Origin of the sequence: Mycobacterium sp., assembly GCF_965230835.1 — a bacterium.
Lineage (GTDB): Bacteria > Actinomycetota > Actinomycetes > Mycobacteriales > Mycobacteriaceae > Mycobacterium.
Genome location: NZ_CBDDLW010000002.1, coordinates 2,578,540 through 2,604,861 on the forward strand (window position 1 = coordinate 2,578,540; position 26,322 = coordinate 2,604,861).

The 26,322-nt window shown below is 62.8% G+C and carries 17 protein-coding genes and 1 tRNA gene; 11 read left to right on the forward strand and 7 right to left on the reverse strand.

The window, feature by feature from the left end; translation table 11 throughout:
* The first annotated feature begins 22 nt into the window (after positions 1-22).
* Positions 23-113, forward strand: a tRNA-Ser gene (locus ACO07W_RS12235).
* Between the two features lie 508 nt (positions 114-621).
* Here ACO07W_RS12235 and ACO07W_RS12240 read toward each other — a convergent pair.
* Together ACO07W_RS12240 and ACO07W_RS12245 are read right to left on the reverse strand one after the other, a co-directional pair.
* The gene (locus tag ACO07W_RS12240) at positions 622-1,506 is read right to left on the reverse strand and encodes a hypothetical protein (RefSeq protein WP_421843506.1); all 885 of its coding nucleotides are present in this window, start codon (positions 1,504-1,506) and stop codon (positions 622-624) included.
* Positions 1,507-2,408: 902 nt separating this feature from the next.
* On the reverse strand, positions 2,409-2,792 hold the full coding sequence (locus tag ACO07W_RS12245; protein WP_421843508.1) for a hypothetical protein: 384 nt from the start codon (positions 2,790-2,792) through the stop codon (positions 2,409-2,411).
* A 471-nt stretch (positions 2,793-3,263) separates the two neighbouring features.
* On the opposite strand from ACO07W_RS12245, the gene ACO07W_RS12250 reads away from it, so the two are divergent.
* The gene (locus tag ACO07W_RS12250) at positions 3,264-3,662 is read left to right on the forward strand and encodes a DUF2237 family protein (RefSeq protein ID WP_421845958.1); all 399 of its coding nucleotides are present in this window, start codon (positions 3,264-3,266) and stop codon (positions 3,660-3,662) included.
* A gap of 10 nt (positions 3,663-3,672) precedes the next feature.
* Here ACO07W_RS12250 and ACO07W_RS12255 read toward each other — a convergent pair whose 3' ends face one another.
* A complete protein-coding gene (locus tag ACO07W_RS12255; RefSeq protein WP_421843510.1) occupies positions 3,673-5,004 on the reverse strand; it encodes a M1 family metallopeptidase in 1,332 nt (443 codons plus the stop codon).
* On the reverse strand, positions 5,001-8,927 hold the full coding sequence (locus ACO07W_RS12260) for a Pls/PosA family non-ribosomal peptide synthetase (RefSeq protein ID WP_421843512.1): 3,927 nt from the start codon (positions 8,925-8,927) through the stop codon (positions 5,001-5,003). Before ACO07W_RS12260 ends, ACO07W_RS12255 begins: the two co-directional genes overlap by 4 nt.
* Positions 8,928-9,301: 374 nt before the next feature.
* Between ACO07W_RS12260 and ACO07W_RS12265 the strand changes: the two genes are divergently transcribed.
* From ACO07W_RS12265 to ACO07W_RS12280, 4 genes are all read left to right on the forward strand, one after another.
* Positions 9,302-10,660 (forward strand): WS/DGAT/MGAT family O-acyltransferase, encoded by a 1,359-nt coding sequence (locus tag ACO07W_RS12265; protein WP_421843514.1) that lies wholly within the window; start codon positions 9,302-9,304, stop codon positions 10,658-10,660.
* Positions 10,661-10,676: 16 nt separating this feature from the next.
* On the forward strand, positions 10,677-11,159 hold the full coding sequence (locus tag ACO07W_RS12270) for an NUDIX domain-containing protein (protein WP_421843516.1): 483 nt from the start codon (positions 10,677-10,679) through the stop codon (positions 11,157-11,159).
* Positions 11,160-11,179: 20 nt separating this feature from the next.
* Positions 11,180-12,085, forward strand: coding sequence for a haloalkane dehalogenase (locus ACO07W_RS12275; protein ID WP_421843518.1), 906 nt, complete (start codon positions 11,180-11,182; stop codon positions 12,083-12,085).
* Positions 12,086-12,146: 61 nt separating this feature from the next.
* On the forward strand, positions 12,147-13,388 hold the full coding sequence (locus ACO07W_RS12280; RefSeq protein ID WP_421843520.1) for a cytochrome P450: 1,242 nt from the start codon (positions 12,147-12,149) through the stop codon (positions 13,386-13,388).
* A gap of 190 nt (positions 13,389-13,578) precedes the next feature.
* Here the strand turns inward: ACO07W_RS12280 and ACO07W_RS12285 are convergent, their stop codons facing one another.
* Positions 13,579-14,658 (reverse strand): ATP-dependent DNA ligase, encoded by a 1,080-nt coding sequence (locus ACO07W_RS12285; RefSeq protein WP_421845959.1) that lies wholly within the window; start codon positions 14,656-14,658, stop codon positions 13,579-13,581.
* A 35-nt stretch (positions 14,659-14,693) separates the two neighbouring features.
* On the reverse strand, positions 14,694-15,881 hold the full coding sequence (locus tag ACO07W_RS12290; RefSeq protein WP_421841682.1) for an RNA-guided endonuclease InsQ/TnpB family protein: 1,188 nt from the start codon (positions 15,879-15,881) through the stop codon (positions 14,694-14,696).
* Between the two features lie 253 nt (positions 15,882-16,134).
* Between ACO07W_RS12290 and ACO07W_RS12295 the strand changes: the two genes are divergently transcribed.
* The 5 genes from ACO07W_RS12295 (at position 16,135) to ACO07W_RS12315 (ending at position 24,740) form a co-directional block, all read left to right on the forward strand.
* Positions 16,135-17,589 (forward strand): IS110 family transposase, encoded by a 1,455-nt coding sequence (locus ACO07W_RS12295; RefSeq protein ID WP_421842726.1) that lies wholly within the window; start codon positions 16,135-16,137, stop codon positions 17,587-17,589.
* Positions 17,590-17,616: 27 nt separating this feature from the next.
* Positions 17,617-19,626: a hypothetical protein gene (locus ACO07W_RS12300; protein WP_421842728.1), complete on the forward strand. Its 2,010-nt coding sequence runs from the start codon at positions 17,617-17,619 to the stop codon at positions 19,624-19,626.
* 395 nt (positions 19,627-20,021) lie between these two features.
* Complete coding sequence (locus tag ACO07W_RS12305) at positions 20,022-21,062, forward strand: DNA polymerase domain-containing protein (RefSeq protein WP_421843522.1); 1,041 nt, start codon at positions 20,022-20,024, stop codon at positions 21,060-21,062.
* Between the two features lie 444 nt (positions 21,063-21,506).
* Positions 21,507-22,640 (forward strand): PPE family protein, encoded by a 1,134-nt coding sequence (locus tag ACO07W_RS12310; protein WP_421843524.1) that lies wholly within the window; start codon positions 21,507-21,509, stop codon positions 22,638-22,640.
* Between the two features lie 201 nt (positions 22,641-22,841).
* A complete protein-coding gene (locus ACO07W_RS12315; protein ID WP_421843526.1) occupies positions 22,842-24,740 on the forward strand; it encodes a PE family protein in 1,899 nt (632 codons plus the stop codon).
* A gap of 283 nt (positions 24,741-25,023) precedes the next feature.
* On the opposite strand, the gene ACO07W_RS12320 is transcribed toward ACO07W_RS12315, so the two are convergent.
* Positions 25,024-26,184: a zinc-binding dehydrogenase gene (locus ACO07W_RS12320; RefSeq protein WP_421843528.1), complete on the reverse strand. Its 1,161-nt coding sequence runs from the start codon at positions 26,182-26,184 to the stop codon at positions 25,024-25,026.
* Positions 26,185-26,322: the final 138 nt, after the last annotated feature.

Consider the following 26,322-nt stretch of genomic DNA (forward strand, 5'->3'; position numbering starts at 1 on the left):
GCGGTTGGGTAAGCTCCTCGGTGGTGGCGTGTCCGAGCGGCCTAAGGAGCACGCCTCGAAAGCGTGTGACGGCTAAACCCCGTCCGAGGGTTCAAATCCCTCCGCCACCGCCATAGTCCTGACCCTGCAATGCAGGCGAAGGACCATTTTTGTGTCTACCGGTCTGCGGACCGCCCCATCGAGATCGGCATCGAACAGGTCCGTATGCGTGGCCAGGGCCTTCTTCGCAGGCTGGTGCCTGAGCATCCGTTGCGGCGTCACAATGTTCGCCCCGGTAGACATCGCTAGTGACGCGCACGTATGCCAAAGATCGTGCGGGGTAGTGTTCTGTGTTCTGCGCGATCAACCAGCCGCGGAAATACCCACCTGACCGAGGTGTTCGCCGCCGACGACCACCCTGTCGGACAGGTGGGCTTCCGCAATCTCACCGACTACAGTCGGCGCTCACCGCTACACAGCCGAGCCGGCCATGAACTCGTCAATGCGCCGAATCGCCAATTGCCTCGACACCAGTCCTGTGCAGCCACAACCACTGATCACAAACTACAAGTGCAGCAGCAGGTAGGCGGTGCCAGTGGTTCATTCTGAATGTGAATCTTTCGGTCCTTTGTTGGGTCTGTCCTAAGAGGATGTCGGGTCGCCGTAGAAAGCCCGGCTATATCCGACTCTCGGGGTATCGGGGGTGCCGCTGCATGTTGCCGATATCTGTTCGTCGGAGCAGGGCGCGTCCCGATCCAACGCCCACCAGCGCAGACCAGCGAGACCGGCCGACTGTACATAAGAAGCGACTTCTTTGACGTCGTCGACTGTTGTTACCTCTCCGGCGCTTCCGGTTATTCCAATCTTCAATGTTAGCTCGGTTTGATTCGCCGGAATTCCGTAGCTATGCGTGAGGTTCTTCGCGGCCTGTATTGCGGATTTGCCCATGTCGCACTTGTCGCCGGCGAGTACGCATGCAGCGGTGGTGTGCTGGCCGTAGTTGTGGGCCAACAGATTGATAATATAGTCCTTCAGAGACGATGCTTTGAGTTGCGTTACGACTTCGCGGCCAAGGTCATTCAGGCCGCCAAAATTTCCGTCCGATCCGGCCCATGTAGCTAAACTGAACGCCGTACGAAGTCCAGGCCGATGTGAGGTAGCGTATTCGGCACTTTTTATGAGGTCTGCGACCAGTTCGCTGCTTGTTCCAGCTGAAATATTGTAATCGATACCAATGAACCCTGGTGTATCGTATCGCCGCAGGAATTTTTCCATTCCATCGTTTGTTGAGCAAGTAAACCTCGCCTGCTCTGATCCGACGGATATTTTGTACTTCACTCCGGCGTTAGAAAGGGCTTGTAGGTTGGCCTTGGCGAGCTTGTCTGCTGGAGTATCGGCCCATGTCTCTTCGCCGCATTCGCCGGTAGCGAATGCCAGCGTGATGGCGTTGAGCTGTGGTAAAGCAGTTTCTTTCAAGCTTCCCTTTCCGACCAGCGGAATGGGTTTTCCGGTGATGCCGACTCGCATTTGGCCGTTTGAGTCGATATCTATTGGTACGTTTTTGTAAGGACCGATGACCGGGGCCGTAGCTGCATATCCTATGCTATGGCTGGCGACTAAGATTGTCGATGAAAAGGCAAGTACGGCTGCAGCGGAAAGCAGGGATCTCCAAGATAGGGAAAGCATTATCCTCCGTAGGTGATCGCAAGTAATAGATGGGAATGTTCATTAATTAGAAATATGGGATGACACGGTTTCTAAACTATCCACCCCCTTCTTTAGTAGCCACGAGACGGGAGTTGACGGGTATCGGTAATGATCCTCAATCCGGCGAACTGAATAAGGCGCCTTCTTGGTGCCTCGCCTCACGAATTTTGCGCGAGGTCGAGGGCGGGGCGTCGATGTCAGGCGACGCCCGGAGACGGTAAAAATTGTCGTTTTAGCCGAGAATTCGATTGCGTGCGACAAAACACCGTTTGAAGATTCTCTAAAACCTTCGCGCCGGCGCTATTTACTAGGCGCTATTTATTAGATGAAGCCGCGGTCCTGGGGCGTTTGTCCGGCGCGTTTATCCTGTTGGTTGTATGGGTCCCTGATGCTCTCGTTAAATGGCGTCGAAATGGATCATCCTGTTATCAATGGCAAAATTATCGAATTGGGTATGAATAAAAGCCGTCTAATAATGCTGATTAAGCATAGCATCCAATATGCCGGCAGGCTAGAAATAACATATAGGGAATTTATCAGCATTATGAGAAATATTTATGTGCAGTAAATGCTCGATATTTCTCGCGGCGTGAACTCTCAACACTGCTCATTGCGCGCATGTCGTGTTCGCTGTATCTCAGCGTGAAAAACGCAGCGGGAGTGCCCCGGCTTGCCGGACATGCTCGACACCAGGGCTTGGATGGGCCGGGCGGTCTGGAGTGCTAGGTGTTTGTCGTTGGTGACATCTCGCTGACCAGTATCGGAAGCGAAATTGTCCCAGTGTCGGCGCTGACTACCAGCACCCATCGGCCATCGAAGGGCAGGCGTTGCTGGATCTCGAAGAACGCGAATCCAGGAAGTTCGGCAACGGAAGCTTCCGGTACCTCGAACTGCTGGCGAATCGGTGCGTCATCTGTCGGGGGCCGTATTTCGACCTCAACTTGCCGATCCGAACTGCCGGGCTCGGCCTGGGTGAGGACCACCAGAACAAACCGGGTCAAGCGGTCAGGCCCGACGGCGAATCTGGACAGGACGCCGCCCGACACGTTGAGTTTGTTATCCACCGCCGCAGCCGCTTCGGCCAGGAACGCACCATTGAGTATCACGGGCTGAACCTACCGCGCCATGGGCGGCCAGCCGCTCAAGGGGGCGTGGAGTCGGCACCTTGGGCGTGTAAGCCAACGGCTGTCGATGCGGGCCCTGCCGGGCGGGTGGTCTTGGCCAATTGTGTTCAACCAGACACCATTGCTAATGGCAAGTGTTATAGACGTAAATAGTTACGTATCGATACTATCGCCCTAGGCTGTAGTTCGGACCTCGTCTACTGCCCGCTCAGAATCCTTGTCGCCGATCACCACGCCTGCTCCGCGCACGAATGATTTTGTTGGCGTTGGTGCACGGCTCGCGAAAACACAGGAGACGCAACGCAGCCCATGATTCTTGGTTTGGCCGCTGCCTGTCGAAATATTCAACAACGCTTGTTGTGGTTTTCCGGCCGGCGCTCGCAGCTTATCTGGCGACGCTTGAGCCAACGTCGCGACCCGCGATTATTTGCTGAAGGGCGCGATACTGATCGTATGCCCGATCGCCAGCTCGATCGCAATGTTCAGGGCGGTCCGTTGGAACCGTGCGGCACCGACCCAATCACCGGGTTCTATCGCGATGGGTGTTGCTCGACCGGCCCAGAAGACCGGGGGCTGCACACCATATGTTCGGTCATGACGGCCGAATTTCTTGAGCACCAGCGCTCTATCGGCAATGACCTGTCGGCGCCGGTACCGGAATACCGGTTTCCCGGCTTGCTGCCAGGCGACCGTTGGTGCGTCACGGCTGTGAATTGGCTTCGGGCCCATTATGACGGCTGCGCGGCTCCCGTTGTGCTGGCGTCGACCCACGCGCGCACGCTTGAGGTCGTGCCCCTGGAAGTGCTGCAACAGCACGCCGTCGATGTGCCCGACGATCTGGGCGGTTTGTAGAGTTCGCCGGCTAGGGCACTTGCTTCGAGTACAGCCAGGCGTCCCACAATGGGCGCAGCGACTCATCGGAGTAACCGGCAGCCAGATTGATGAAGTCGTCGGTGTCGACGGTGCCATGGCGATAGCGAGTCGTCCATTCTTTAAGCAGGGCAAAGAACTTCTTGTCGCCCAACCCTCGGCGCAGGGTGTGCAGGGTCAACGCGCCGCGTTTGTACACTCGGTCGTCGAACATGTTCCGCGGTCCCGGATCGGTCAGTAGCAGATCTTGCGGTTTTTGACGTAGCTCCGTGTAGTGGTAGCTGGCCAATTCGTCGGTGGACGGCCCGCCGCAGTGTTGCGACCACAACCACTCCGCGTAGCACGCGAATCCCTCGTGTAGCCAGATGTCGGTCCAGCTCCGCGCGGTCACCGAGTTGCCGAACCACTGATGGGCCAGTTCGTGGGCGATCAGCCGTTCGCTGGCTCGGGTGCCGTCGCAGTGATTGGCTCCGAAGATCGAAATCCCCTGTGCTTCAAGTGGTATTTCCAATGGATCATCGGCGACCACCACTGTGTAGCCGTTCGCCAGCGGGTACGGTCCGAACAGCTCGATGAAGAGCTTCATCATCTCGGGCTGGTGGACGAAGTCGCGGTCGAAGTCACGCCGAAGTCGCCTGGGCACCGCCGCTCCCACGGGCACCGGAGTAGTCGCGAGTTGCGCCATCTGGTACCTGCCAATCTGCAGGGTGACAAGGTAGGTAGAGGTCGGCTCGGGTTGTTCGTAGGTCCACACCGTCTGCGCAGCCCGCACTCGCCGCGACACCAACTTGCCGTTGGCGACCACTCGATACAGGCTTTCGGTACTGACCTGGATGCGGTAGGCCGCCTTGGCGCTGGGATGGTCGTTGCAGGGAAACCACGTTGCCGCGCCGTTGGGTTGCCCGGCGACTAGCGCGCCGTCGGTCAGTTCCTCGAAACCGACATCACCCCATAGCGAGTGGATCGGCCGTGGTGAACCGCTGTAACGCACCACGATGGTCAGCGCGGCTCCGCTCGCTAGCTTTGACGAGAGTCGGATGCGCAATTTGCCGCGGCGGTGTGTGAACCGGGCGGCGGGTTTGCCGTTCACCGTCACTTTTCGCACAGTCATCGCGTCGGACAGATCGAGCGTGAATGCTTGCAACTCGGCAAGCGTCACCGCGGTGATCGCCACCGATCCGGAAAGTCGATTGATCGCAACCTTGTATTCCAGATCCAACTCGTAGCGCGATACTCGATAGCCGAAGTTGCCGTCTTGCGGCACGTACGGATCGATGACCGCCCCGGAGTGCGCGAACTGGCAGCTTCTTTCAGAAGATTTCACGCGGCAGTACCCTCGACGCCGCCTTGGGGGCGCTTCTTGCTGCCCGTCTTCTTGCGGCCGGGATTCCAGGGCCTGATCGGGTTGCCTTGCCATCGCGTGGACGGAGGCACCTCATCGCCGCGCACTACCAGCGACGCGGGACCGACCGATGCACCCGCGCCCAGCCGTGCGGCGGGAAGCGCAACGCAATGCGGACCAAGAGTCGAACCCGGTTCCAGAACGACGCTGTCCATTTGCATGATCCGGTCGTGGAACAGATGTGTTTGCACCACACAACCGCGGTTGACGGTGGCACCCACCCCGAGCGTCACCAGGTCGGCCTCTGGCAGCCAGTAGGTTTCGCACCACGTGCCGCGGCCGACTTTGGCGCCCAGACCACGTAGCCACAGGTTCATGATCGGTGTCCCACTGGCCGCGCGCGCAAACCACGGCGCCGCTACGGTTTCGACGAACGTATCGGCGACCTCGTTGCGCCACACGAACGGTGACCACAGCGGAAAATCGCTCGCCTTGATCCGGCCGACCAAGAGCCATTTTGCGGCGATAGTCACGCCGCCAGCGATCACACCGGCAGCCAGCAGCGTCGGTCCGCCGCACAATGCTGCCCACCAGATGCCGAAGCCGGTTGCCAGCGCTTGCATGGTGCCCAGGACGGCCAGTCCCACCGCGACCGTCACGAAGATGGGCAGCAGCCGGAATGTTTCGACGAACGCCCGCATGGCTTTCAACCGCAGTGGCGGGTCATAGGTGGTGTCTGCGGCCGCCTCGGCGGGGCGCCGCCGCAGCCGCATCGGTGGGCTGCCCAGCCAGGACGAGCCGCGTTTAGCCTTGGGCGGTGTCGCCGACAGTACCGCGACCAGTCCGTCGTCGGGGACGCGGCGCCCCGGCTGGGTGATGCCAGAGTTGCCAAGGAATGCGCGTCTGCCAATGGTTGTCTTCGCTGCATAGATCCACCCGCCGCCGAGTTCGTAGGATGCGACCATCGTGTCGTCGGCCAGGAACGCTCCATCTTCGATCACGGTGAATTTGGGGGTAAGCAAGACCGTTGAGATCTCGGTGCCGCGTCCGACCTTGGCGCCGAGCAGCCGCAGCCAGGTCGGTGTTAGCAGGCTGGCGTACAACGGGAAGAGGTAATTGCGCGCCGCGTCCATGAGTCGTTCGGTCGTCCATAGCCGCCAGCCGGCGAGGCTTCGGACGGGGTGGTAGCCCTCACGCAGCCGGATCGACAAGATGCGCACTGCGATCACGGTGAGGAGCGCGTACACCAGAAGCGCGGCCAGCGTTGCCGCCGGTGCCCACGCCAGCGCGGGTAACACCGCCTGGGCCAGGCTACGGGTGCGATGTACAGCCGCTCCGATTAGCGCGAGCCCAGCCGCGACGGCGATCAACGGCAAGCCGGCTAGCAGCACCGACGTTAATCCGTACACGGCGCTCCAGTGAGCTCGGCGCGGCGGCCGTTCGTCTGGCCAGAGGTGGCGGGCTTTGCCCGACTTCACCGCGGGCGAACCTTTCCAGTACTGGCCGTTCTTGATCTTGTCGAGCACGCCTGAACCCGGTGCTACGTCGGCGTTCTTGCCGACGGCCGCGCCGGGCAGCAGTGTGGTTCGGGCGCCGATCGTCGCGTCGTTGCCGATCGTGATCTTGCCGACGTGGAACGCGTCTCCGTCGATCCAGTGCCCGCACATGTCCACCTCGGGCTCGATCGCGCTGCGATGCCCGATCGTCAACAATCCAGTGACCGGCGGGACCGAATGCAGGTCGACGCTCTTGCCGATGTCGGCGCCGAGCGCACGGGCGTAATACACAAGCCACGGAGCACCGGCCAGGTTCTCTGCGCCGCTGGCCTCGGCCAGCCGCTCGGTGAACCAGACTCGCAGGTGTACGGAGCCGCCGCGGCGGTAGGTGCCGGGTTCAACGTTGCGCAGCAAGATACGGGCGAACAGCACCGCGAAGCCCATTCGGCCTACCGGCGTAACGAACAAGACGAACGCGACCGCGATAACCCACCAGTTCACGGTCACAGTCCACGAAACCAAGTCAACAGCACGCGCGACGTTGTTGCCGAGCGCCAACCATGTCACCCACTGCAGTGCCGCCAGCATCGACAGCGGCACCGCCAACAGTGTCTGCAGCGCTTGAGTCAGCCGGGGGGTTGGTTGCACCACACGCTCGGTGGCTTGCGGCGGCGGTTCAAGCTCGTCGAGGAACCCAGACAGCGAACCGAGCCGGGGATGGTCGTACAAGTCGGCAACGGTCACCTGGGGGTACTTGTGCCGTAGCACGGCGACCAGTTGCGCTGCAGCCAGCGAGCCGCCACCCAGCGCGAAGAAGTCGGCCGATGGACTGTCGACGGCGGCCCCGAGCAGGTCCTGCCATAACTCAGCTAGCCAGCTCGCCGTGCCGCTGAGGTTCTCGGTTTCCTCGGATTGTGCGCCGCCGGGTGGTGGCCACGGCAGTGCGTCGCGATCGACTTTGCCGGATGTGCGAGTGGGCAGCTCTTCGACTCGGATGAGGCGTGGCACCAACGCGGCCGGAAGCTGCTGGGCGAGCTGGTCGCGCGCAGCGGCGATGTCGAACGCCGGATCTGTGCTGACGACGTATCCGACCAGCAGCGGCGTACCGGTTGCGGTGTGGCGCACGGCGGCCGCGCCGCCACTGACCCCCGGCGCCTGGACGAGCGCGGAATCAACCTCGCCTAGCTCGATCCGACGGCCGCCGATCTTGACCTGGTCGTCACTACGGCCGCAAAAGATCAAACCGTCGTGTTCTAGGCGTACCAAATCACCGGTGCGGTAGGCGCGACCCCAGCCCAATGTGGGCATCGCGGCGTACTTGACGGCGTCTTTGTCGGTGTCCAGATAGCGGGCCAGCCCGACCCCGCCGATCACCAACTCGCCCACCTCTCCGTAGCCGACCGGCTGGCCGTCCGTATCGACGACAGCGAGGTCCCAACCCGGCAACGGCAGCCCGATGCTGATCGGCCCGACTCCGTCGAGCTGCGCTGCGCACGCGACTACGGTGGCTTCGGTCGGGCCGTAGGTATTCCACACCTCTCGCCCGTCGACGGCGAGCCGCTCGGCCAGCTCCGGGGGACAGGCTTCTCCACCGAAGATCAACAGCCGCACCGCTTCCAATGCCTCAGCCGGCCACAGCGCGGCCAGGGCCGGCACCGTGGAGACTACGGTGACGTCTCGCGCGACTAGCCATGGACCGAGGTCCATCCCGCTGCGCACCAGCGATCGCGGCGCCGGAACGAGGCAAGCGCCGTGTCGCCACGCCAACCACATCTCTTCGCACGAAGCATCGAAAGCAACCGACAGTCCAGCCAGCACTCGGTCGCTGGGCCCGATCGGATTGGCCTTAAGGAACATCTGCGCCTCGGCGTCGACGAACGCCGCCGCGCTGCGGTGAGTGACTGCCACGCCCTTTGGCTTGCCAGTCGATCCCGATGTGAAGATGATCCACGCGTCGTCGCGGGTCAGTGGGGCCCCAGCCTGCCAGCCGCGCGACGAGCCGGGGGCTCGTTGGATGCCCGCTTCTGTGATGACTGCAACCACGTTGGCCTCGCCGAACACCAATTCGGCACGTTCGTCGGGATCGTCGGCGTCGACCGGTACGTAGGCCGCCCCGGTGGCCAGCACTGACAGGACGGCCACGTAGAGGGCGTAGCTGCCGGACGGCATCCGGATGCCGATCCGGTCACCGCGGCCGATGCCTCGGGCCGACAGCCAGCCGACGCTTGCCTCGATGTCACCAATCAACTCGCTGTAGGTGAGCTGCACCGTGCCGTCGTCGATCGCCGCGGCATCCGGATAACGCGCGGCGGTTTCGTAGATGATGTCAATGAGCGTCCGCGGGTCGGGTGCATCGGGGGACAACAGGTAATGCGCGGGCACATGCCTTTGATCCGGAGCAGTCGCCACCCTACGAAAATACTCAAGCCCGCTTCGACTGGTTGCGAACTCCTGGTCGGTGGTGTCGGCGTGGCCGTTCGGCGCTGACGAGGCGCCGTTCGGACCTGGGACTGGAGCCGAACCGTCTTGTGCACGAACGAGTCGATTGTCGGCGGTGGGAAGGCGTCGATTAGCTCCGGTGTCGCGGATCTCAATCCCGAGTAGTTATCGCTCGGGCAGCCGACCAGACGGCCCGAATCACCCGGAAGAGTCGAATGGACGCTGCACAGTTGCCGTTCCCAACGGGCACGGTCCGCCGATGCTCTCACACCTACCAGCGCCTGCGGCGAACCGGTGATTGCCCGACTCGCAGCCTTTCGCCGCCGTCGCGGTCTAATAGTGAGATGGAATGGATGCTGCCCACCGACTCGATGTTCTTGTTCTCCGAATCACGTGAGCATCCCATGCACGTGGGCGGTTTGTCGCTGCTTGAACCGCCCGAGGATGCGGGCCCGGAGTTCGTTCGTGAGTTCTACGACGCGTTGGTTGCCAACGACAAATTCCAGCCCACCTTCCGTAAGCGCCCGGCCAAGATCGGTGGCGGTGTCACGCATGTGGCATGGGCCGACGACGACGACATCGACGTCGACTATCACGTTCGACGTTCGGCGCTGCCGTCGCCGGGACGGGTTCGCGACCTGCTCGAGTTGAGTTCTCGGCTGCATACCAGCCTGCTTGATCGCCACCGCCCGCTGTGGGAACTGCATGTGGTGGAGGGACTCAGAGACGGTCGGTTTGCCATGTACGTGAAAATGCACCATGCCCTGATCGACGGTGTTTCGGCGATGAAGCTGATGCAGCGCACGTTGTCGGCGGACCCCGACGACCAGACGGTGCGGGCTATGTGGAGCCTGCCTCGGCCACCGCGCAAGGAATCCGGTGGTCCGTCGACGTTGGAATCCTTGACCAAGATGGCGGGATTTGTTCTTGGGCTCGCGCCGTCGACGCTAAAACTGGCCCGCGCCGCCTTGCTCGAGCAGCAGCTGACGATGCCATTCGCGGCGCCACACAGTATGTTCAACGTCAAGATCGGGGGAGCTCGCCGGTGCGCAGCCCAGTCTTGGGCACTCGACCGAATCAAGAATGTCAAGCGGGTTGCGGGGGTGACCGTAAACGACGCCGTCTTGGCGATGTGTGCCGGTGCGTTGCGCTACTACCTGGTCGAGCAGAATGCCCTCCCGGATACGCCGCTGATCGCGATGGTTCCAGTGAGCCTGCGCTCAGCGGAGGAAGCAGACGCCGGTGGCAACATGGTCGGCAGCGTCTTGTGTAACCTCGCCACCCACCTCGAAGATCCCGCGAAACGGATCGAAGCGATCAGCGCATCGATGCGCGGCAACAAGAATGTGCTCGCCGACTTGCCGCGGTCGCAGGTGCTGGCGCTATCGGCATTGAACATGGCCCCGCTGATGTTGTCAGGCGTACCGGGTTTCCTTGCGACGGTGCCGCCGCCGTTCAACATCGTCATCTCCAATGTTCCCGGGCCCGCCGAGCCGATGTACTACGGCGGCGCCCGGATCGGAGGCAGTTATCCGTTGTCGAACGTCCCGGATGGACAAGCGTTGAACATCACCGTGGTAAACAACGCGGGACGCCTCGATTTCGGATTAGTGGGGTGCCGACGCAGTGTGCCGTCGCTGCAGCGGCTGCTTGCGCACCTGGAATCGGCGCTGGTGGATCTAGAGCAGGCTGTCGGCGTCTAGCCTGGAGACTGAGATTGTGCCGAAGCTCAGCGCGGGTGTGCTGTTGTACCGGGTGTGCACCGGCGTCGTGGATGTCCTTATCGCACATCCGGGCGGCCCGTTTTGGGCCCGTAAAGACAACGGGTCCTGGACCATCCCGAAAGGGGAGTACAGCGATGGCGAAGATCCCTGGGCGGCCGCCAAGCGCGAGTTCTCCGAGGAAATCGGCCTATCGGTGCCGGACGCGCCTCGCATCGAGCTTGGCCGGCTGAAGCAGCCCAGCGGCAAGGTGGTCACCGTGTTCGCCGTCTCGGGCGTCCTCGACGTTGCCGATGCGCGCAGCAACACTTTCGAACTGGAGTGGCCGAGGGGCTCGGGCACAATGCGGGAGTTCCCCGAGGTCGATCGCATCGGCTGGTTTCCGGTGGCGAAGGCACGCGTGAAGCTGCACCGGGGACAGCGTGGTTTTCTCGATCGGCTGATGTCAGATCCGGGGCTCGCGGGCTTAAGCGAAGGCTGATAAGACGGTAGGTTCGCCCCATGCAGACATTGCGAACGCCCGCCGACAGATTCGACGATCTGCCCGACTTCCCTTATGGTCCAAGGTATTGCGACTTGCCCGATACGGAGGGTGGGGTACTGCGGGTCGCCTGGGTGCAAGACGGCCCCGACAGCGCTGATCCCGTTCTCATGCTGCACGGTGAGCCGTCATGGTCATACCTGTACCGCAAGATGATTCCGCCGTTGGTTGCGGCCGGGCATCGTGTCATTTGCCCGGACTTGGTCGGATTTGGTCGATCGGACAAGCCGACCCGATGCGAAGACCACAGCTACGCGCGTCATGTGGAATGGATGCGCACTCTGGCTTTCGATGTGCTGGATCTGCGCAACGTGACCCTGGTCGGCCAGGATTGGGGCGGGCTGATCGGGTTACGGCTGGCCGCGGAGCATCCGGACCGCTTTGCCCGGCTGGTAGTGGCCAATACTGGCTTACCCGACGGAGATCAGCCGATGGCTGAGGTCTGGTGGCAGTTCCGCGAGGCGATGCAGACCGCACCAACATTGAACATCGGCTGGTTTGTGCAGAGTGGTTGTCGCCAGAAGATGAGCGACGCGGTGCGTGCCGGATACGACGCGCCCTTTCCCGGCGACGAGTACTGCGCTGGACCTCGCGCAATGCCCGGTCTGGTCCCGATCTCCCCGGACGATCCCGCCGCGGCGGCGAACAAGGCGGCCTGGGCGAACCTCAGCGCCAGCCCGACGCCCATGCTGGTGGCGTTTAGTGACAAAGACCCCATCACGGGGCCGATGGGTGAGATCTTCAAACGCGGGATGCGCGGTGCGCAAGGGATAGATCATCCGCTCGTGCGCGGCGCCGGGCACTTCTTGCAGGAGGACGCTGGCGAAGAACTGGCCGGCCATATCGTGGAGTTTCTGCGCCGCTAGTTGTCGTAGCAAAGGTGTGCTGCGAAGCCGTCCACGCCAGCGGCGCTGGCAGAATGTCGCCATGACGTCTGCGCCTACCGGACAGGTCGAATCCCAGGCGTTGTTGCGGCAGTTGTTGAGCCTTGAGAACCGCCATGACCCGTATCCGGTTTTCGCGCAGATTCGTGGCCGCGGGCCTCTCTACGTGCCTGCGGCCAATCTTGCCGTCTTCTCTACCTATCGGCTCTGCGATGAGGTTCTGCGGCATCGGTCGTCGAGTAGCGATCGACTCAAGTCGACAGCCGTTCAGCGGCAGATCGAGGCCGACCCGTCGTTGCGAAGGGAAGAGCCGCCGACATTCTTGTTCCTCGATCCGCCCGATCATATGCGGCTGCGCAAATTAGTTGGCAAGGCATTCGCGCCGAAAGTGGTGAGTGCGCTAGAACCTGAGATTGTCACTCTGGTAGCCGAATTGCTGGATCGGATCTCGGCGCAGGGGCGATTCGATGTGGTCGAGGACTTTGCCTATCCGCTGCCGGTTGCGGTGATATGCAGACTGCTGGGTGTACCGCTGGAGGACGAGCCGCAGTTCAGTCACGCATCGGCGTTGCTGGCGCGGTCGCTGGACCCCTTCCTCACCTTGACGGGCCAACCATCGGAGAGCGCGAACGAGTCGGCGCAGGCTCGAGAGTGGTTGCGTGAATACCTGCACACCTTGATCGAGCGGCGCCGGTCGCAGCTGGGCGATGATCTGATATCAGGTCTGATCGCAGTCGAAGAATCCGGCGACCAGTTAACCCAGGAAGAGATCGTATCCACTTGTGTGCTGCTGCTGGTCGCCGGACACGAGACAACCGTGAACTTGATCGGCAATGCCGCCTTGGCGTTGTTGCGTGACCGTCGGCAATGGGCCGCCTTGGGCGCTGATGCAGCCCGCGCGCCCGTGGTTGTCGAGGAAACTCTGCGCTACGATCCGCCTGCCCAACTGATGTTTCGAGTCGCAGCCGAGGCTATGACAATCGCGGACATCGAGGTATCCCAAGGTGACGTGATAATACTGCTGGTAGCCGCAGCCCATCGCGATCCTGGCGAGTTCAAGCGACCCGATGTTTTCGATCCAGATCGACAATCGCTGCGGCACTTAGGGTTTGGATTTGGAGCGCATTACTGCCTGGGCGCTCCGCTGGCGCGACTGGAGGCTAGAGTGGCACTGTCCGCGATAGCGGCGCGGTTCCCGCAGGCGCGGCTGGACGGTGCGCCGCAGTACAAGCCGAACGTTACGTTGCGCGGGTTGTCGTCGCTGGCGGTCACGGTCGGACGCTAGAGGGTTAGCGCGGGGTCGTTGTTTGCGCTTTGGGACGATCTGGGTCTTAGATGATCGACGATATTGCTTTGGCGCAAATGGGTTCCGGTGCTCGGGTTGGGCTGCGGGCCGCGTTGTTCGGCGATAGCTGTCGGAGGAGATCGGCGGTTCAGCAGCGGAATTCATCGGAGGCGCCGCGCGGCTTGGGTGTTTAGCTCCCGAGGCCGGGCACGATGTCGCTGAGGCTGAAGGTGCGGGGTCGTTCGAGCTGGGCGTAGGTGCAGGAGCGCGGGTCGCGGTCGGGGCGCCACCGATTGAACTGTGCGGTATGGCGGAACCGTGCGCCTTCCATGTGGTCGTAGCGCACCTCGACGACTCGTTCCGGGCGCAACGGGACAAAAGACAGGTCCTTGCCTGCGTTCCACCGCGAGGATTCGCTTCTGCGGGGGTCCTTTTCACCGGTTTGGTGCCCTGCCCAGCTCCACGGGTGCTCGTGGAATTGGGTGACCAGCGGCTGCAGCTCGGTGAAGAGTCGCCGGCGTTCGGCCATGGGGAAGGCGCCGATTACGCCGACTGACGCGAGTTGACCATCGTCTTGATACAGCCCCAGCAGCAGCGAGCCGATTGTGTCGCCGCCCGACTTGTGCACACGATAGCCGGCTACGACGCAGTCGGCGGTCCGTTCGTGTTTGATCTTGAACATGACGCGTTTGTCGGGCTGATAGCTGATGGTTAGGGGCTTGGCGATGATGCCATCAAGTCCGGCTCCCTCGAACTCGTCGAACCATCGCTGGGCAGTGGCTACATCGGTGGTCGCCGGTGTGACGTGGATCGACTGGCCCGCGCTGTCCAGCGCATCGATGAGGGCGGCGCGTCGCTCGCTGAACGGTCGACTGCGGTAGTCATCATCGCCAAGGGCCAACATGTCGAAGGCGACGAAAGCGGCCGGGGTGTGCTCGGCAAGCATTCGCACCCGCGAATCGGCCGGGTGAATGCGTTGTTGTAGCGCTTCGAAATCTAGGCCGTGGTTGGTGGCGATCACAATTTCGCCGTCAATCACACAACGTTGCGGCAACTCGGCTTTGGCTGCCGCGACCAGCTCGGGGAAGTAACGAGTTATCGGCCGCTCGTTGCGGCTTCCCAGCTCCGCCTGATCCCCCGCCCGGAAGCAAATGGACCGGAATCCGTCCCATTTGGGCTCATACGATGCATCTAATGGGATGGATCGAACGGGCTTGGCCAGCATCGGTGCGACCGGTGGCAGGACGGTTGACTGCTCCCCCGCATAAATGCGGGGGATTCCGCAGCTCGGGTTGCCTAGCGCAGCTACGCCGCGTCGGGTCTTACACCGTCTACGCCGCCGGGGTTCAGCCCTGCCCGGTTTAAAACCACCTGCGCCGCGTTTCGATCCCTGTCCGCGACTGTGCCGCACGTGGCACAGGTGTAGATGCGTTGCGACAGCGGCAGGCGGTGCGTGGCTCTTGCCCCGCACTGTCCGCAGTCGGTGCTGGTGTACTTCGGGTCCACCATCACAACACAACGGCCATGCTTGCCCGCCATGTTCACAAGTTCTGTTTTCGCGATACGGATACCCGCATCGGCGGCCTTACGCGCCATCGTCGACTTCGCCAAAAACTTTGGCTTGAAGTCCTCGACTGCTACCGCATCGAAATCATTGACCAGGTTTTTCGCCCACATTCGTGCGTCCTGCTGGCGTTGACGCGCAACCTTCTTGTGCGCCTTGGCCGCCAACCTTTTAGCCGCCCGGTAGCGCCGACTACCTGGCTTCCCTTTTCCGGGGCGCCGTCGCGCCATGGCCCGCTGATAGCGGGCCAGCTTGTCGGATCCGGTTTTACCGTGCTGCGGGTGCGCCAAATCATGCTCAGCGCTGGTGGTGGTAGCTATAGCCTTCACACCCCAGTCGATACCAACTACCCGGCCCGTGACTGGTAGCGGCTCGGCTTGGGCTTTCACCACAAACGAGGCATACCAGTGCCCCAGACTGTCGCGGTAGACGCGCACACTCGACGGCGCAGTAGGCAGCTCCCGCGACCACACCGGCCGCACCACAACACCTTTCGCCAAAAACAGCACCCGGTCTACGAGCCGGAAGGCGTTGCGGTTGTAGTTGAGGGTGGGCGCGGCGAGTTGCTTCTTCTTGAATGTGGGGAATCCAGCACGGGCTCGCATCGGCAGCCGGTTCCGGATGTCCTTGAGCGCTTTTGCCCGCGATTTCGCGAAGTCACGCACGGTTTGTTGATGCGGTACCGCCGATCCAGCGGCCAGCCAATCCTGCTGTTGGCGCCAGCCAGTTAGTTGCTTGTCGAGTTCCGCGTATCCGCAGGTCTGGCCTGCCTGATGCGCTTTTTTCGATTCTGCGACACACTGGTTCCACACCCAGCGGCAGCGATCCCACTCGACCAGGAGAGCCTTTTCGGCGACGCCCGACATGCGCAGCCGGTAGGTGTAGCGGGCTTTGCCGCTACCCGCATCCTCACCAGCCCCGGCACTCATACCAGTCACGATAGTGCCGGGCACCGACATTTAGGGTTTGTGTGTGCTCGTGGGCGGCCGAGGCCACCGACTGGAACGCCCTCGGGTGATTTCTGAGTGTTGAGTGGTCGTCTGCGGGCACGGTCTTAAGACCGGCTGGTGTCTCTGTTCGGGAACTTGAAGCCGCTCGATAGCGGACTTCTGCTTAAGGAATGTTTGGGCTATGCCGTCTGTCTTGGACCGGAGTCCCCTGGTATCAGCTGAAAGGACGTGTATGGAACTGGTTTTGGGTGTCGATTTGGCGTGTCGGGCTGCGCACCAGGCATCGCTGGCCCGTCCGGATGGGACGTTTGTGTGGACCGGCAAGAGGTTCTTTACCCGGCCCGGCGAACTCGACAAACTCTGGAAGGAGATCACCCTGGGCGAGCACGACATGGTGCGTGTGGTGATGGAGCCGACCCGTAACGCGTGGGCGCCGGTCGCGTCCTGGTTTCGCCACCATGGAGCCCGTGTCTCGATGGTTCCCACCACCCAGTCCGCGGATTTGCGCGCTTACTATGCCAAACACACCAAAAACGACCACCTAGACTCCAAACTGCTAGCCCGGCTGCCGCTGCTGCACCCCGAAGGGCTCCGCGACCACACCAGCGACGGCCCCGCCGAACCGCTGCGGCGAATCGTCAAGATCCGTTCCTCGATCGTTAAGCGCCGCACCGCGGTCTTTCAGCGCCTTGATGCCCTGCTCGAGTTGTTGGGCCCGGCCTGGTACGACGCTTTGGGTTCCACCTACGGCAAGGCCACACTGGCGCTGTTGGCCCGCTACGGCGACCCACATAGTTTGATCCGTCTCGGACACGGGCGGCTGACCCGGTTTTTGATCCGCCACTCCCGCGGCGCTTGGCGCGACCACCAGGCCAGCTTGCTGTTGACCGCAGCCCGCGAATCGTTGCAGTTGTGGGGATGCGGCGCCGAAGCCCGCATCGATTTCGCCGAGCTGGCCGCTGATATCGCGGTGGAGGCCGAACAAGCCCAAATCCTGACCGAGCAGATCGACGATCTCGACGAGCGCTGCGCCAATCTCTACGCCGAGGCCGACCCCACCGGACTTATCGCCTCGGCCCCCGGTGTCGGGCCGGTCACCAGTGCAGTGATCGCCGGGCGTATCGGGGACCCACACCGCTTCCACTCCCTGGCCGCGATCCGCGCCTACTCCGGGCTGGTCCCCAAGCTCAGCCAGTCCGGACAAACCCATCACCAACACGGGCTGACCAAAGCCGGCGACCCGCTGCTGCGTGAAGCCCTGTTCACCGCTGCTGACCAGGCCCGTAAAACCGACCCCCACCTCGCTGCGAAATACAAACGACTCATGGCCACCGAACGCCACCACGACTCCGCGATCTGCCACATCGCCACTACCTTGCTGACCCGCATCGCCACCTGCTGGCGCACCGGCCAGCACTACACGCTTTGCGACACCAACGGCCAACCCATCACCGCCGAACAAGGACGCCGCATCGTGCGCACCCACCACACCGTCGACAAACACACCCGCATCAAAGCCGCCAACACCCGCCAATCCCAACACCGAAAAAACACAACAGGCCGACAGCAAGAGTCGCCGAGCGCCCCAATCTCAACACCACAAGACCCGATCGGCCGAAAACCGCTAAAATCACAGGTCAAGACACAATCACGGAAGCCCCGCCCGAAAGCGATGGTAGGAGCCTAGGAAGCGTGTGCCGGTGAGGGGCAGAAGGTGACCGCGCCAGATGCTGGGCCTTCTGGGCTCTGGGGTGGCGGCGATGAACACTTCGATGACCCCCCACCGCCATACTCGCCGCCACCGCAAGGATTTTGGGATACTCAACCGTGGCGGCCTGCCGAACCTGGCCCACCGTCCGAACCGGGCCCCCCACCCTATGAACCACCACCGCACGGCCTCGGCCCCGAATATCACGATCTGCAAGCCCAACGCTACAACAACCAAGCCCGTGTTCATGAAGCCATGGCCTGGCAACAGCAGGCCCCAGCGCGCGATCCCCGAGAAGCCCTCGACTCCGCCCAAGAAACCTTCGCAGACAATCCCACCGACATCCCAATCGAACGGCTTTTAACCGATCCGGCCGATAAGGCCGGCATCGAGCGTGACCTCTTCGACCTGGATAGACCCTCACCATTTGATCCACCCGACCGCATCGATTTTGAGCCCCCAAGTCAACGGTTGGGCTCGATTCGCGGCCTAGAACACCAACAACAAACCGCCGATCACCTGCGCCAACAACACTGGGCGCAAGCTCAAGCCCAACAACACCATGACCGCGCCGAAGGGCTCCGGGGCTGGGCCCAAGAACAGCAATTCGAGCATGCCGACCAACTACCACCACCTGCTGAGCGTCCGGTGGCACAACTGTCGCACGATGACGCCGCCCGATCCGCACAAGCACTTCGTGACTACGCCGAATATCACCAGGAACGGGTAGTCCACCACCAATCGGTGGTGGAGAACTCGGAACGGCAGGCGTCCTCTCATCGACAAAGCGCACAAGACAACCAACAACGTGCTCAGCGATTTCGGCAGGCACAACAGCGCCAACATGATTTAGAACAAGAGCACCGGGACGATGCGCTACAGGACCAACAGAGCGTAGAACACTTTGAACGGGCAGTTCACGAGGATGAGGAGCAGGCACAGTACCACCGGCAGCAAACCGAGAGTCACAAAACGCAAGCCCAGGAATTGGAGCAGCAAGCTCAACACAACAGCCAAGAGGCAGAACACCACCGCCTGAAGGCGCAGCGTGCCCACGAACAAGCCCAGGAATTGGAGCAGCAAGCTCAACACAACAGCCAAGAGGCAGAACACCACCGCTTGAAGGCGCAGCGTGCCCACGAACAAGCCCAGGACTTCGAACGGCAAGCCCAGGATGCCGAAGAGGATGTGCAGTGGCGGCATCAGCAGCAAGCCGAGGATGCCGAAGAGGACGCGCAATGGCACCGGCAACAAGCCCAGGATGCCGAGTCGAGTGCGCAATGGCATCGGCAAGAAGCCGAGGATGCCGAAGAGGACGCGCAATGGCACCGGAAACAAGCCCAGGATTTAGAGCGGCAAGTTCACGAGGATGAAGGGCAGGCACAGTACCACCGGCAGCAAACCGAGAGTCACAAAACGCAAGCCCAGGAATTGGAGCAGCAAGCTCAACACAACAGCCAAGAGGCAGAACAACACCGCCTAGACGCGCAGGCGAACGAGGAGCAGGCACGAGAGCACCAACAGCGGGCCGAGACTTTTGCCGGGCATGCACGTAGGCAGGAGTTGTATGCGGCGACAAACCGGCAGGCCGCTGACGAACTCGAGAACCGATCTCGTGGATTTCGCCAGCAAGTGTCGGATTTGCGGGAGCGCGGCCAGCAGTATCGAAGTCTAGCCGATCAGTACGAGGCTGCTGCGCACCCACCCGAGGCGGCCGGTGTAGTGGTCTATGACCATGTTGGTATCGCCGATGGCGTGGGTAGTTTACGGCAGATCGTTTCAAAATCGGAGTCAGCGCTAGATCTCATTGGTCAGGAACAAGATCGGCTAGCGGCGAACGCGGCGGGGCAGACCGCGGCAGCTTCCCAGGAAACGCTGACCCAGCTGAGGAAGATTCATCGCCGCATGATCGACGCAGCCATACGAGCCCTGGACTATCTCGACCTCGCCGATACCCAAATAGGTCACCTCGATGACAACCTCGCACAACGATTCTTCAACACCACACACCCCTAAAAGTCTCCGCACACCCAAAAGTCGTCATCCCAGAACAGCCACGACCCGAATAGGACCGCTCGACGGCAATCCACTGCGCTGTTGGCTGGTCCACGATATCGGGTCCAGCAGGTCTAGACCACCAAACGGGCCCCTCTCACACCCGCCAACACCCCAAACCGGCCAACAACATGCCCAGCCCCCAAGCCTTGACTCCTGTTAGGAACTCAAGCGGCGGCCACGCCGCGACCCCAGGCAGTGGCCACCCCGGAAACAAAATTGATGCGCTCCATCCCCGCACTAAAGATGCGGGGCTTTCCCGCGCTACGAATTTTCGGGTAACTGCATTCGTTCGTTCATGAAGGAATTGTCGCGTCTGGGTGGGTATACATGCGGCGACATGTTGGAATCCAGGTATGGCTGCTGCAGGCGAAGAACTCGACGTCGACGGCATCGCAGTGCGGTTGACCAACCGGGACAAGGTGTATTTCCCCCGGCTCGGGTCGAACGGCACTAAAGGCCGACTCGTGGAGTACTACCTCGACATGGCGGGCGGTCCGATGCTGGCAGCACTCCGCGACCGGCCTACGCACCTTCAGCGATTTCCAGACGGCATCGACGGCGAGGAGATCTACCAAAAGCGAATTCCGCAGCATCACCCTGACTACCTCGAGACCTGCCGGGTGATGTTTCCGTCCGGGCGAACCGCCTACGCCTTGAAGGTCACGCGACCGGCGTCGATCGTGTGGGCGGCCCAGATGGGCACCGTGACGTTTCACCCGTGGCCGGTGCGCTGCCCCGACACCGAGCGCCCCGACGAGTTGCGCCTTGATCTGGACCCACAGCCAGGCACCGGCTTCGAAGAGGCGCGCGCCGTCGCCGTCGATGTGCTGCAGCCGCTGCTCGACGAGCTCGGTCTGGCTGGCTACCCGAAGACATCGGGAGGTCGTGGGATACATGTATTCCTACGGATCGCCACCGACTGGGACTTCGTCGAAGTCCGCCGAGCCGGCATTGCCTTGGCCCGTGAGATAGAGCGGCGGGTCCCGGATGCGGTGACCACCGCGTGGTGGAAGGAAGAACGGGGCGCGCGGATCTTTGTGGATTTCAACCAGAACGCGCGAGACCGCACTATGGCGGCGGCATATTCGGTGCGGCGCACCCAGATTGCGACTGTGTCGATGCCATTGAGCTGGAAAGAGTTAGCCGGCGCGGAGCCGGACGACTACACCATGGCCACGGTGCCCGACCTGGTCAGGGATAGGGACGATCCGTGGGCCGGCATAGACGAGGTAGCGCAGTCGATTGCCCCGTTGCTGGACATGGCCGAGGCTGACGAAGAATCGGGGCTTGGCGATCTGCCGTATCCCCCGAACTATCCCAAAATGCCCGGCGAACCTAAGCGAGTACAACCGAGCCGAGACGCAGACCTGAAGAACAGGAACAAGCGAGTTTGACCTGGTGAGATCCACCGGCTTCGGTTGCGGGCGGGCACTCCCGTTCTGGCTTAGCCAGTTGTCCGTGCGGCTGCTAGTCACCGCCGGTGTGTCCTCGCACCGTCTCGCCAGCTGAATGAACCGAACCACTAAACCAGTCTTGACGGCCGTGGTCTAGCGGGCCAAATACCGCAATAACGGTCATGCGTGGTCATGCCGAATGTCGCGCTATACGACTTGCTTGGCGGCCCGCGCCGAGTCACCGGGTTGTGTCGGGCAGCGCACGAATCATGCAGCCCCGCACCTATTCCCAGGCTCGGCCAGGCAACGATGCCAGCCGATCGCAACCACGCTTGCCCGCAAACAGCGGATGTAACAAAGCGGTTTCTCCCTGTGAGCCATATTGACGGTTCCTGGCATATAGCTCAATAATTGCTGTGAGTTTGCTTCTGGTTGCCTTGTTGGATGTGCCGGCAGCTATGTCTGGGTGATGGGTTTGGGGTGGTGATGGTGGAGTTTGCGTTTTTGCCGCCGGAGGTCAATTCGGTGCGGATGTTTTCTGGTGCGGGGGTTGCTCCGATGTTGGCTGCAGCGGCTGCATGGGAGGGGTTGGCTGCTGAGTTGGATGCGGCGGCAGCGTCGTTTTCGTCGGTGACCTCGGGTTTGGCCGGTTCGCGATGGGTAGGTCCGTCGGCGGCGGCGATGGGGGCGTCGGCGGCCCCTTATGTGCAGTGGCTTTCTGCAGCGTCGGCGCGCGCGGGGCAGGCGGCGGGACAGGCTGCGGCAGCAGCAGCGGTGTTTGAGACAGCCCAGTCGGCGACAGTGCCTCCGGAGGTGGTTGCGGCTAACCGGGTGCAGATGCAGGAGTTGGTGGCTACCAATGTGTTGGGCCAAAACACGCCGGGGATTGCTGCGACCGAGGCCGCCTATGAAGCGATGTGGGCCGAAGACGTGGAGGCGATGGCGGGTTATCAGGGTGGGTCTGCATCGGTGGCCGCGAGGTTAGTCCCCGCCGAAGCCGTGACTCCGTTGAGTGAGCCGATGGCCGGGCCCGCACCCGTAGTCCCAGCTGGTGGTGGGGCGGGGTCGCAGCTGGTGTCGAGCTTGACCTCGGTAGCGCCGCTTGCGTTGACTCCGGCTGGGTATGCGATTTCGCCGTTGATGTCACTGCTTTCTGGTGGAGCTGGTGGTGGGAGCAGCTCTGCCGGTGTTGCGGCGTTGCCAGCCGCAGCTGCGGCTCCGGTGGCAGGTGCTGGTGCGCGCTTGGGGCCGGTGGCTGCTGGTGTGGGTCAAGCACACGTGGTGCGCGCGTTGTCGGTGCCGCCGAATTGGGGGGTATCGGCGACGGGGAGTCTTACCGGTGGTTCGATTCTGGCTCCGTCCGGGGCTGCGGCTGTATCCGCTGCCGCTGGTGGGGCGGGTGCGCCGGTGGGTTCTGGTGTTGGCGGGGCGGCCCCGATGCCGATGGGGATGCCCCTTGGCGGTGCCGGTGCCGCCGCGACCGGTGCTGGTGGAGCTAGTGCAGCCGGTTCCGGCGGGACGGGTGGCGGGGTTCAGGTGACCTCGTCGCGGCCCAACGTGATGCCACAGATCGTATGAACGGACCGCGGAAAGCCGAGGCATAACGGGCGGGCAACAACGTGGCTTCCGCCGATTCATTGTTTGGAGCTAGCCGGGCCTAGGCCGAGTTGTTACCCAGCCGCACTCATGGGTAACAAATCGCAGGACATACCAAGGGCGAGTTGACAACCGAGTGTGCGTCAGATGTGTAGCGATGTGGTTTGAAAGGTATTGAGTGATATGTCGTTTGTGTCCGTAGTTCCTGATGAGTTGACGGCCGCGGCTGGCGATTTGGCCGGTATCGGAACTTCGATTACGGCAGCCAATGCCATGGCTGTGCCGCCAACCACGCAGATCGCCCCGGCCGCTGCTGATGAGGTATCGGCGGCGATCGCGCAAATATTCAATGCCCACGCCGAAGGTTTTCAGGGGCTCAGCGCGCAGGCGGCGATGGTGCATGAGCAATTTGTGACCAACATGGCCAACAACGCCCAAGCCTTTGCAGACACCGAGTCGCAGAACGTGCTGCAGCAGATACTCCGCGACATTCTCCACGCAATCAACGAACCCTTTTTGGCCCTGTTCGGACGCCCGTTGATCGGCAACGGTGCTGACGCGCTCGCCGGCAGTGGCGCAAACGGCGGAGCAGGCGGCATCTTGTTCGGCAACGGCGGCGCAGGCGGATCCGGTGCGGCCGGTGTTAACGGTGGCGCCGGCGGGGCTGCCGGGCTGTTCGGTAGCGGCGGTGCTGGCGGTGCTGGCGGAATCGGCGCTGCTGGCGGTGCTGGCGGTGCTGGCGGTGTGCTGTTCGGTAGCGGCGGTGCTGGTGGTGTGGGCGGCGCTGTGGGTAGTGGTGCCGCCGCTGGTATCGGTGGCACCGGCGGCAATGGTGCTTTTCTCTTCGGCAATGGTGGTGCTGGTGGTGCGGGCGGTGTCGGCGGCGGGACTGGGGGTAGCGGCGGTAATGCAGGTCTGTTGACCGGTGTCGGGGGCGTGGGCGGCAACGGCGGTGCCGGTGGCATCGGCACTGCGGGTGGTGCTGGCGGTAGCGGAGGCAATCCCGGGTGGTTGTTCGGCTCCAGCGGCGCTGGAGGCGACGGTGGAGCTGGAGGTGCCGGAGCTTCCGGAGGCGACGGCGGTGCTGGAGGCGTCGGGGGCGCCGGCGGGCGCGGCGGCCTGTTCTTTAGGGGCGGCGACGGCGGTATCGGTGGCGCTGGTGGTGCTGGGGCGGCTAACGCGACCGGTGTCGGTGGTTTTGGTGGTGCCGGCGGAGCTGGCGGGACCGGCGGGCAGCCCTCGCTGCTATTCGGCGCTGGTGGTGCGGGCGGCGCGGGCGGTGCTGGTGGTGCTGGTGGCGCGGGCGGCGCTGGTAGCGCTGGTATGGATGCGCCAGCATTCCTTGGTGGCGCCGGTGGTGCGGGTTTTGCTGGCGGTTCCGGTGGTGCTGGTGGAGCCGGTGGTGACGCCAGTCCCGGCGGCATCAACGGTGACGGTGGTGCTGGTGGTGCCGCGGGTAACGGTGGCGCTGGTGGTGCTGGCGGGTCTGGGGGAACCGCCACGTTAACCGGTATTGGTTTTGCCGGTGGTGCCGGTGGTGTCGGTGGTGATGCAGGCGCGGCCGGGGCTGGCGGCGCGGCGGGCACCGGTGGAACCGGCGGCACACCTGGCGTGGCCGGGGCTGGCGGCGCCGGCGGTGCTGGCGGTGCTGGCGGTAACGGAGGTCCTGGGTCGCCCGCGGGCACCGAGATTTCATTCGGTGGTGACGGTGGTGCTGGTGGTGCCGGTGGTAACGGCGGACCCACCGGCTTCGGCGGTAACGGCGGTAACGGCGGTAACAGCGGTAACGGAACTGGGTTTACCGGTCAGCAGGGCGGTGCTGGTGGTGACGGTGGTGACGGTGGTGTCCGCTCGGGTGCCGGTGGCAACGGTGGCAACGGTGGCAGCGCTACCATCAGGGCCGGCGGTGCGGGTGGCGCGGGTGGTGCTGGCGGCGCCACCGGACCCACCGGCATTGTCGGTAACGGGGGTAACGGGGGTAACGGGGGTAACGGGGGTAACGGCATTAGCGGCGGTGACGGTGGCGCAGCCGGTGGGCCTGGAGGTGTTCCGGGCCAGCCAGGAACAGCTATTGCCTCCTGAAGGAAGTGCCATGGTGCCGGCACCGTCGCGTTGGTTGAATGGTGTGCTAGGTGACGGTGCGGTGTCTTATTTGGACGCGCTATTCCCGCGGGTTGTGCTCATGTTGTTCGGTAGGTGTGGGGGCTTGACCCCCTGGGCTTGGACCCGGGGTTTGTGGATAGGCGAGTTTGGGCAGTGCAGTGGGGCGGTGCCGGCGCCGCAGGGGCACTGCTAGGCGCAAACGGGCAATACGGACCGCAGTAACCGAGAACGCTTTGGCCTTCGATCCGATGTCTGCCAACGGCTAGGGGCTTGCGGCGGTGCTCTTGGGGTCGATCAGGATTTTTGCGTGCTCCTCGGGGTTGCCGAGCGTATCGAACGCGTTCTCGACGCCGGGCAGCCCTACTCGTCCGGTAATTAGCGGCGCGGCGTTGATCTTGCCATCGGCGAGCATGTGCAGTGTGTCGCGAAACTCAAGCGGGGTGTAGCCGAGCACGAACCGCAGGTCGATCTCTTTGTTGATCGCCATTGTCGGCCGGATGTGGTCTGAGCCCATGCAGACGCCGACCACGACGACGCGCGAGAACAGCGGCGCGCTCGCGATGATGCCATCGATGATTCCCGGCACGCCAACGCATTCGAAGATGATGGGGCGCTTCGGATTTGCGGCACCGGCTTTCTCTGCGGCGCGCCACAGGTGCCACCAGGGCAGCCGCAGCCGCCGCAGCTTTTCGACTGTGCCCACCGCGAGGTCGAAGCCCTCGACAATGCTTTTCAGGTGACCTCCGCTAGCCGTTGTCGCATACGGCGAGTCGACCGCGGGGTCGACGACGGTGTCGGCGCCGCAGGCTGTCGCCAGCGTGCGGCGTCCAGGTGAAAAGTCGCTTGCGATGACTGTGCGCACTCCGCGCGACTTCAGCATGCAGATCACCGCAAGCCCGATTGGACCGCAGCCGATCACGATGGCGACGTCGCCCTTGCCCACGTCGCCGCGCCGGACGGCGTGCCACCCAACGGCCATCGGTTCGGTTAGGGCGGCCATCTCCGGCGCCAGTCCGTTCGGTACGGGAAACGCCAGCGATTGCTCGACGACGAGCTGCTCGGCGTAGGCGCCTGGTGCCTTCGTCGACAGGCCGATGGCGTGCACTTCTTTGCCGCGGCGCAGCAGTGGCATGGCAACCACGGGTGTGCCAGGTCGAGGTGTCCTGCGGGTGTGCGGGCCATGGTCAAGGACTTCACCGCAGAACTCGTGTCCGAGCACGACCTCCTGATGGGATCGCATGAAGTCGTGGTACCCGGATTCGACCATGACGTCAGCGAGTTCGTCACAGTGCAGGCGCGCGTGCAGGTCCGACCCGCAGATGCCGCACCGGAGGACGTCGATCAGCAGCTGGCCTTTGGCCGGCGTCGGGGTCGGCTGGTCGACTACCCCAAGCTTCGCGTTGACGCAGGTCACTGCCTTCATAGCGCAAGTCCTCTCGTGGAGCTTCGATGCGAAGAATCGTCTCGACCCGGATCGTTCAGCGATACCCGACCTTGAGTAGAACACGAGTGTTCAGAGCGCGACCGGCGGCCGTGGGCAGCTCGAAGCCGAGGCCGTCTG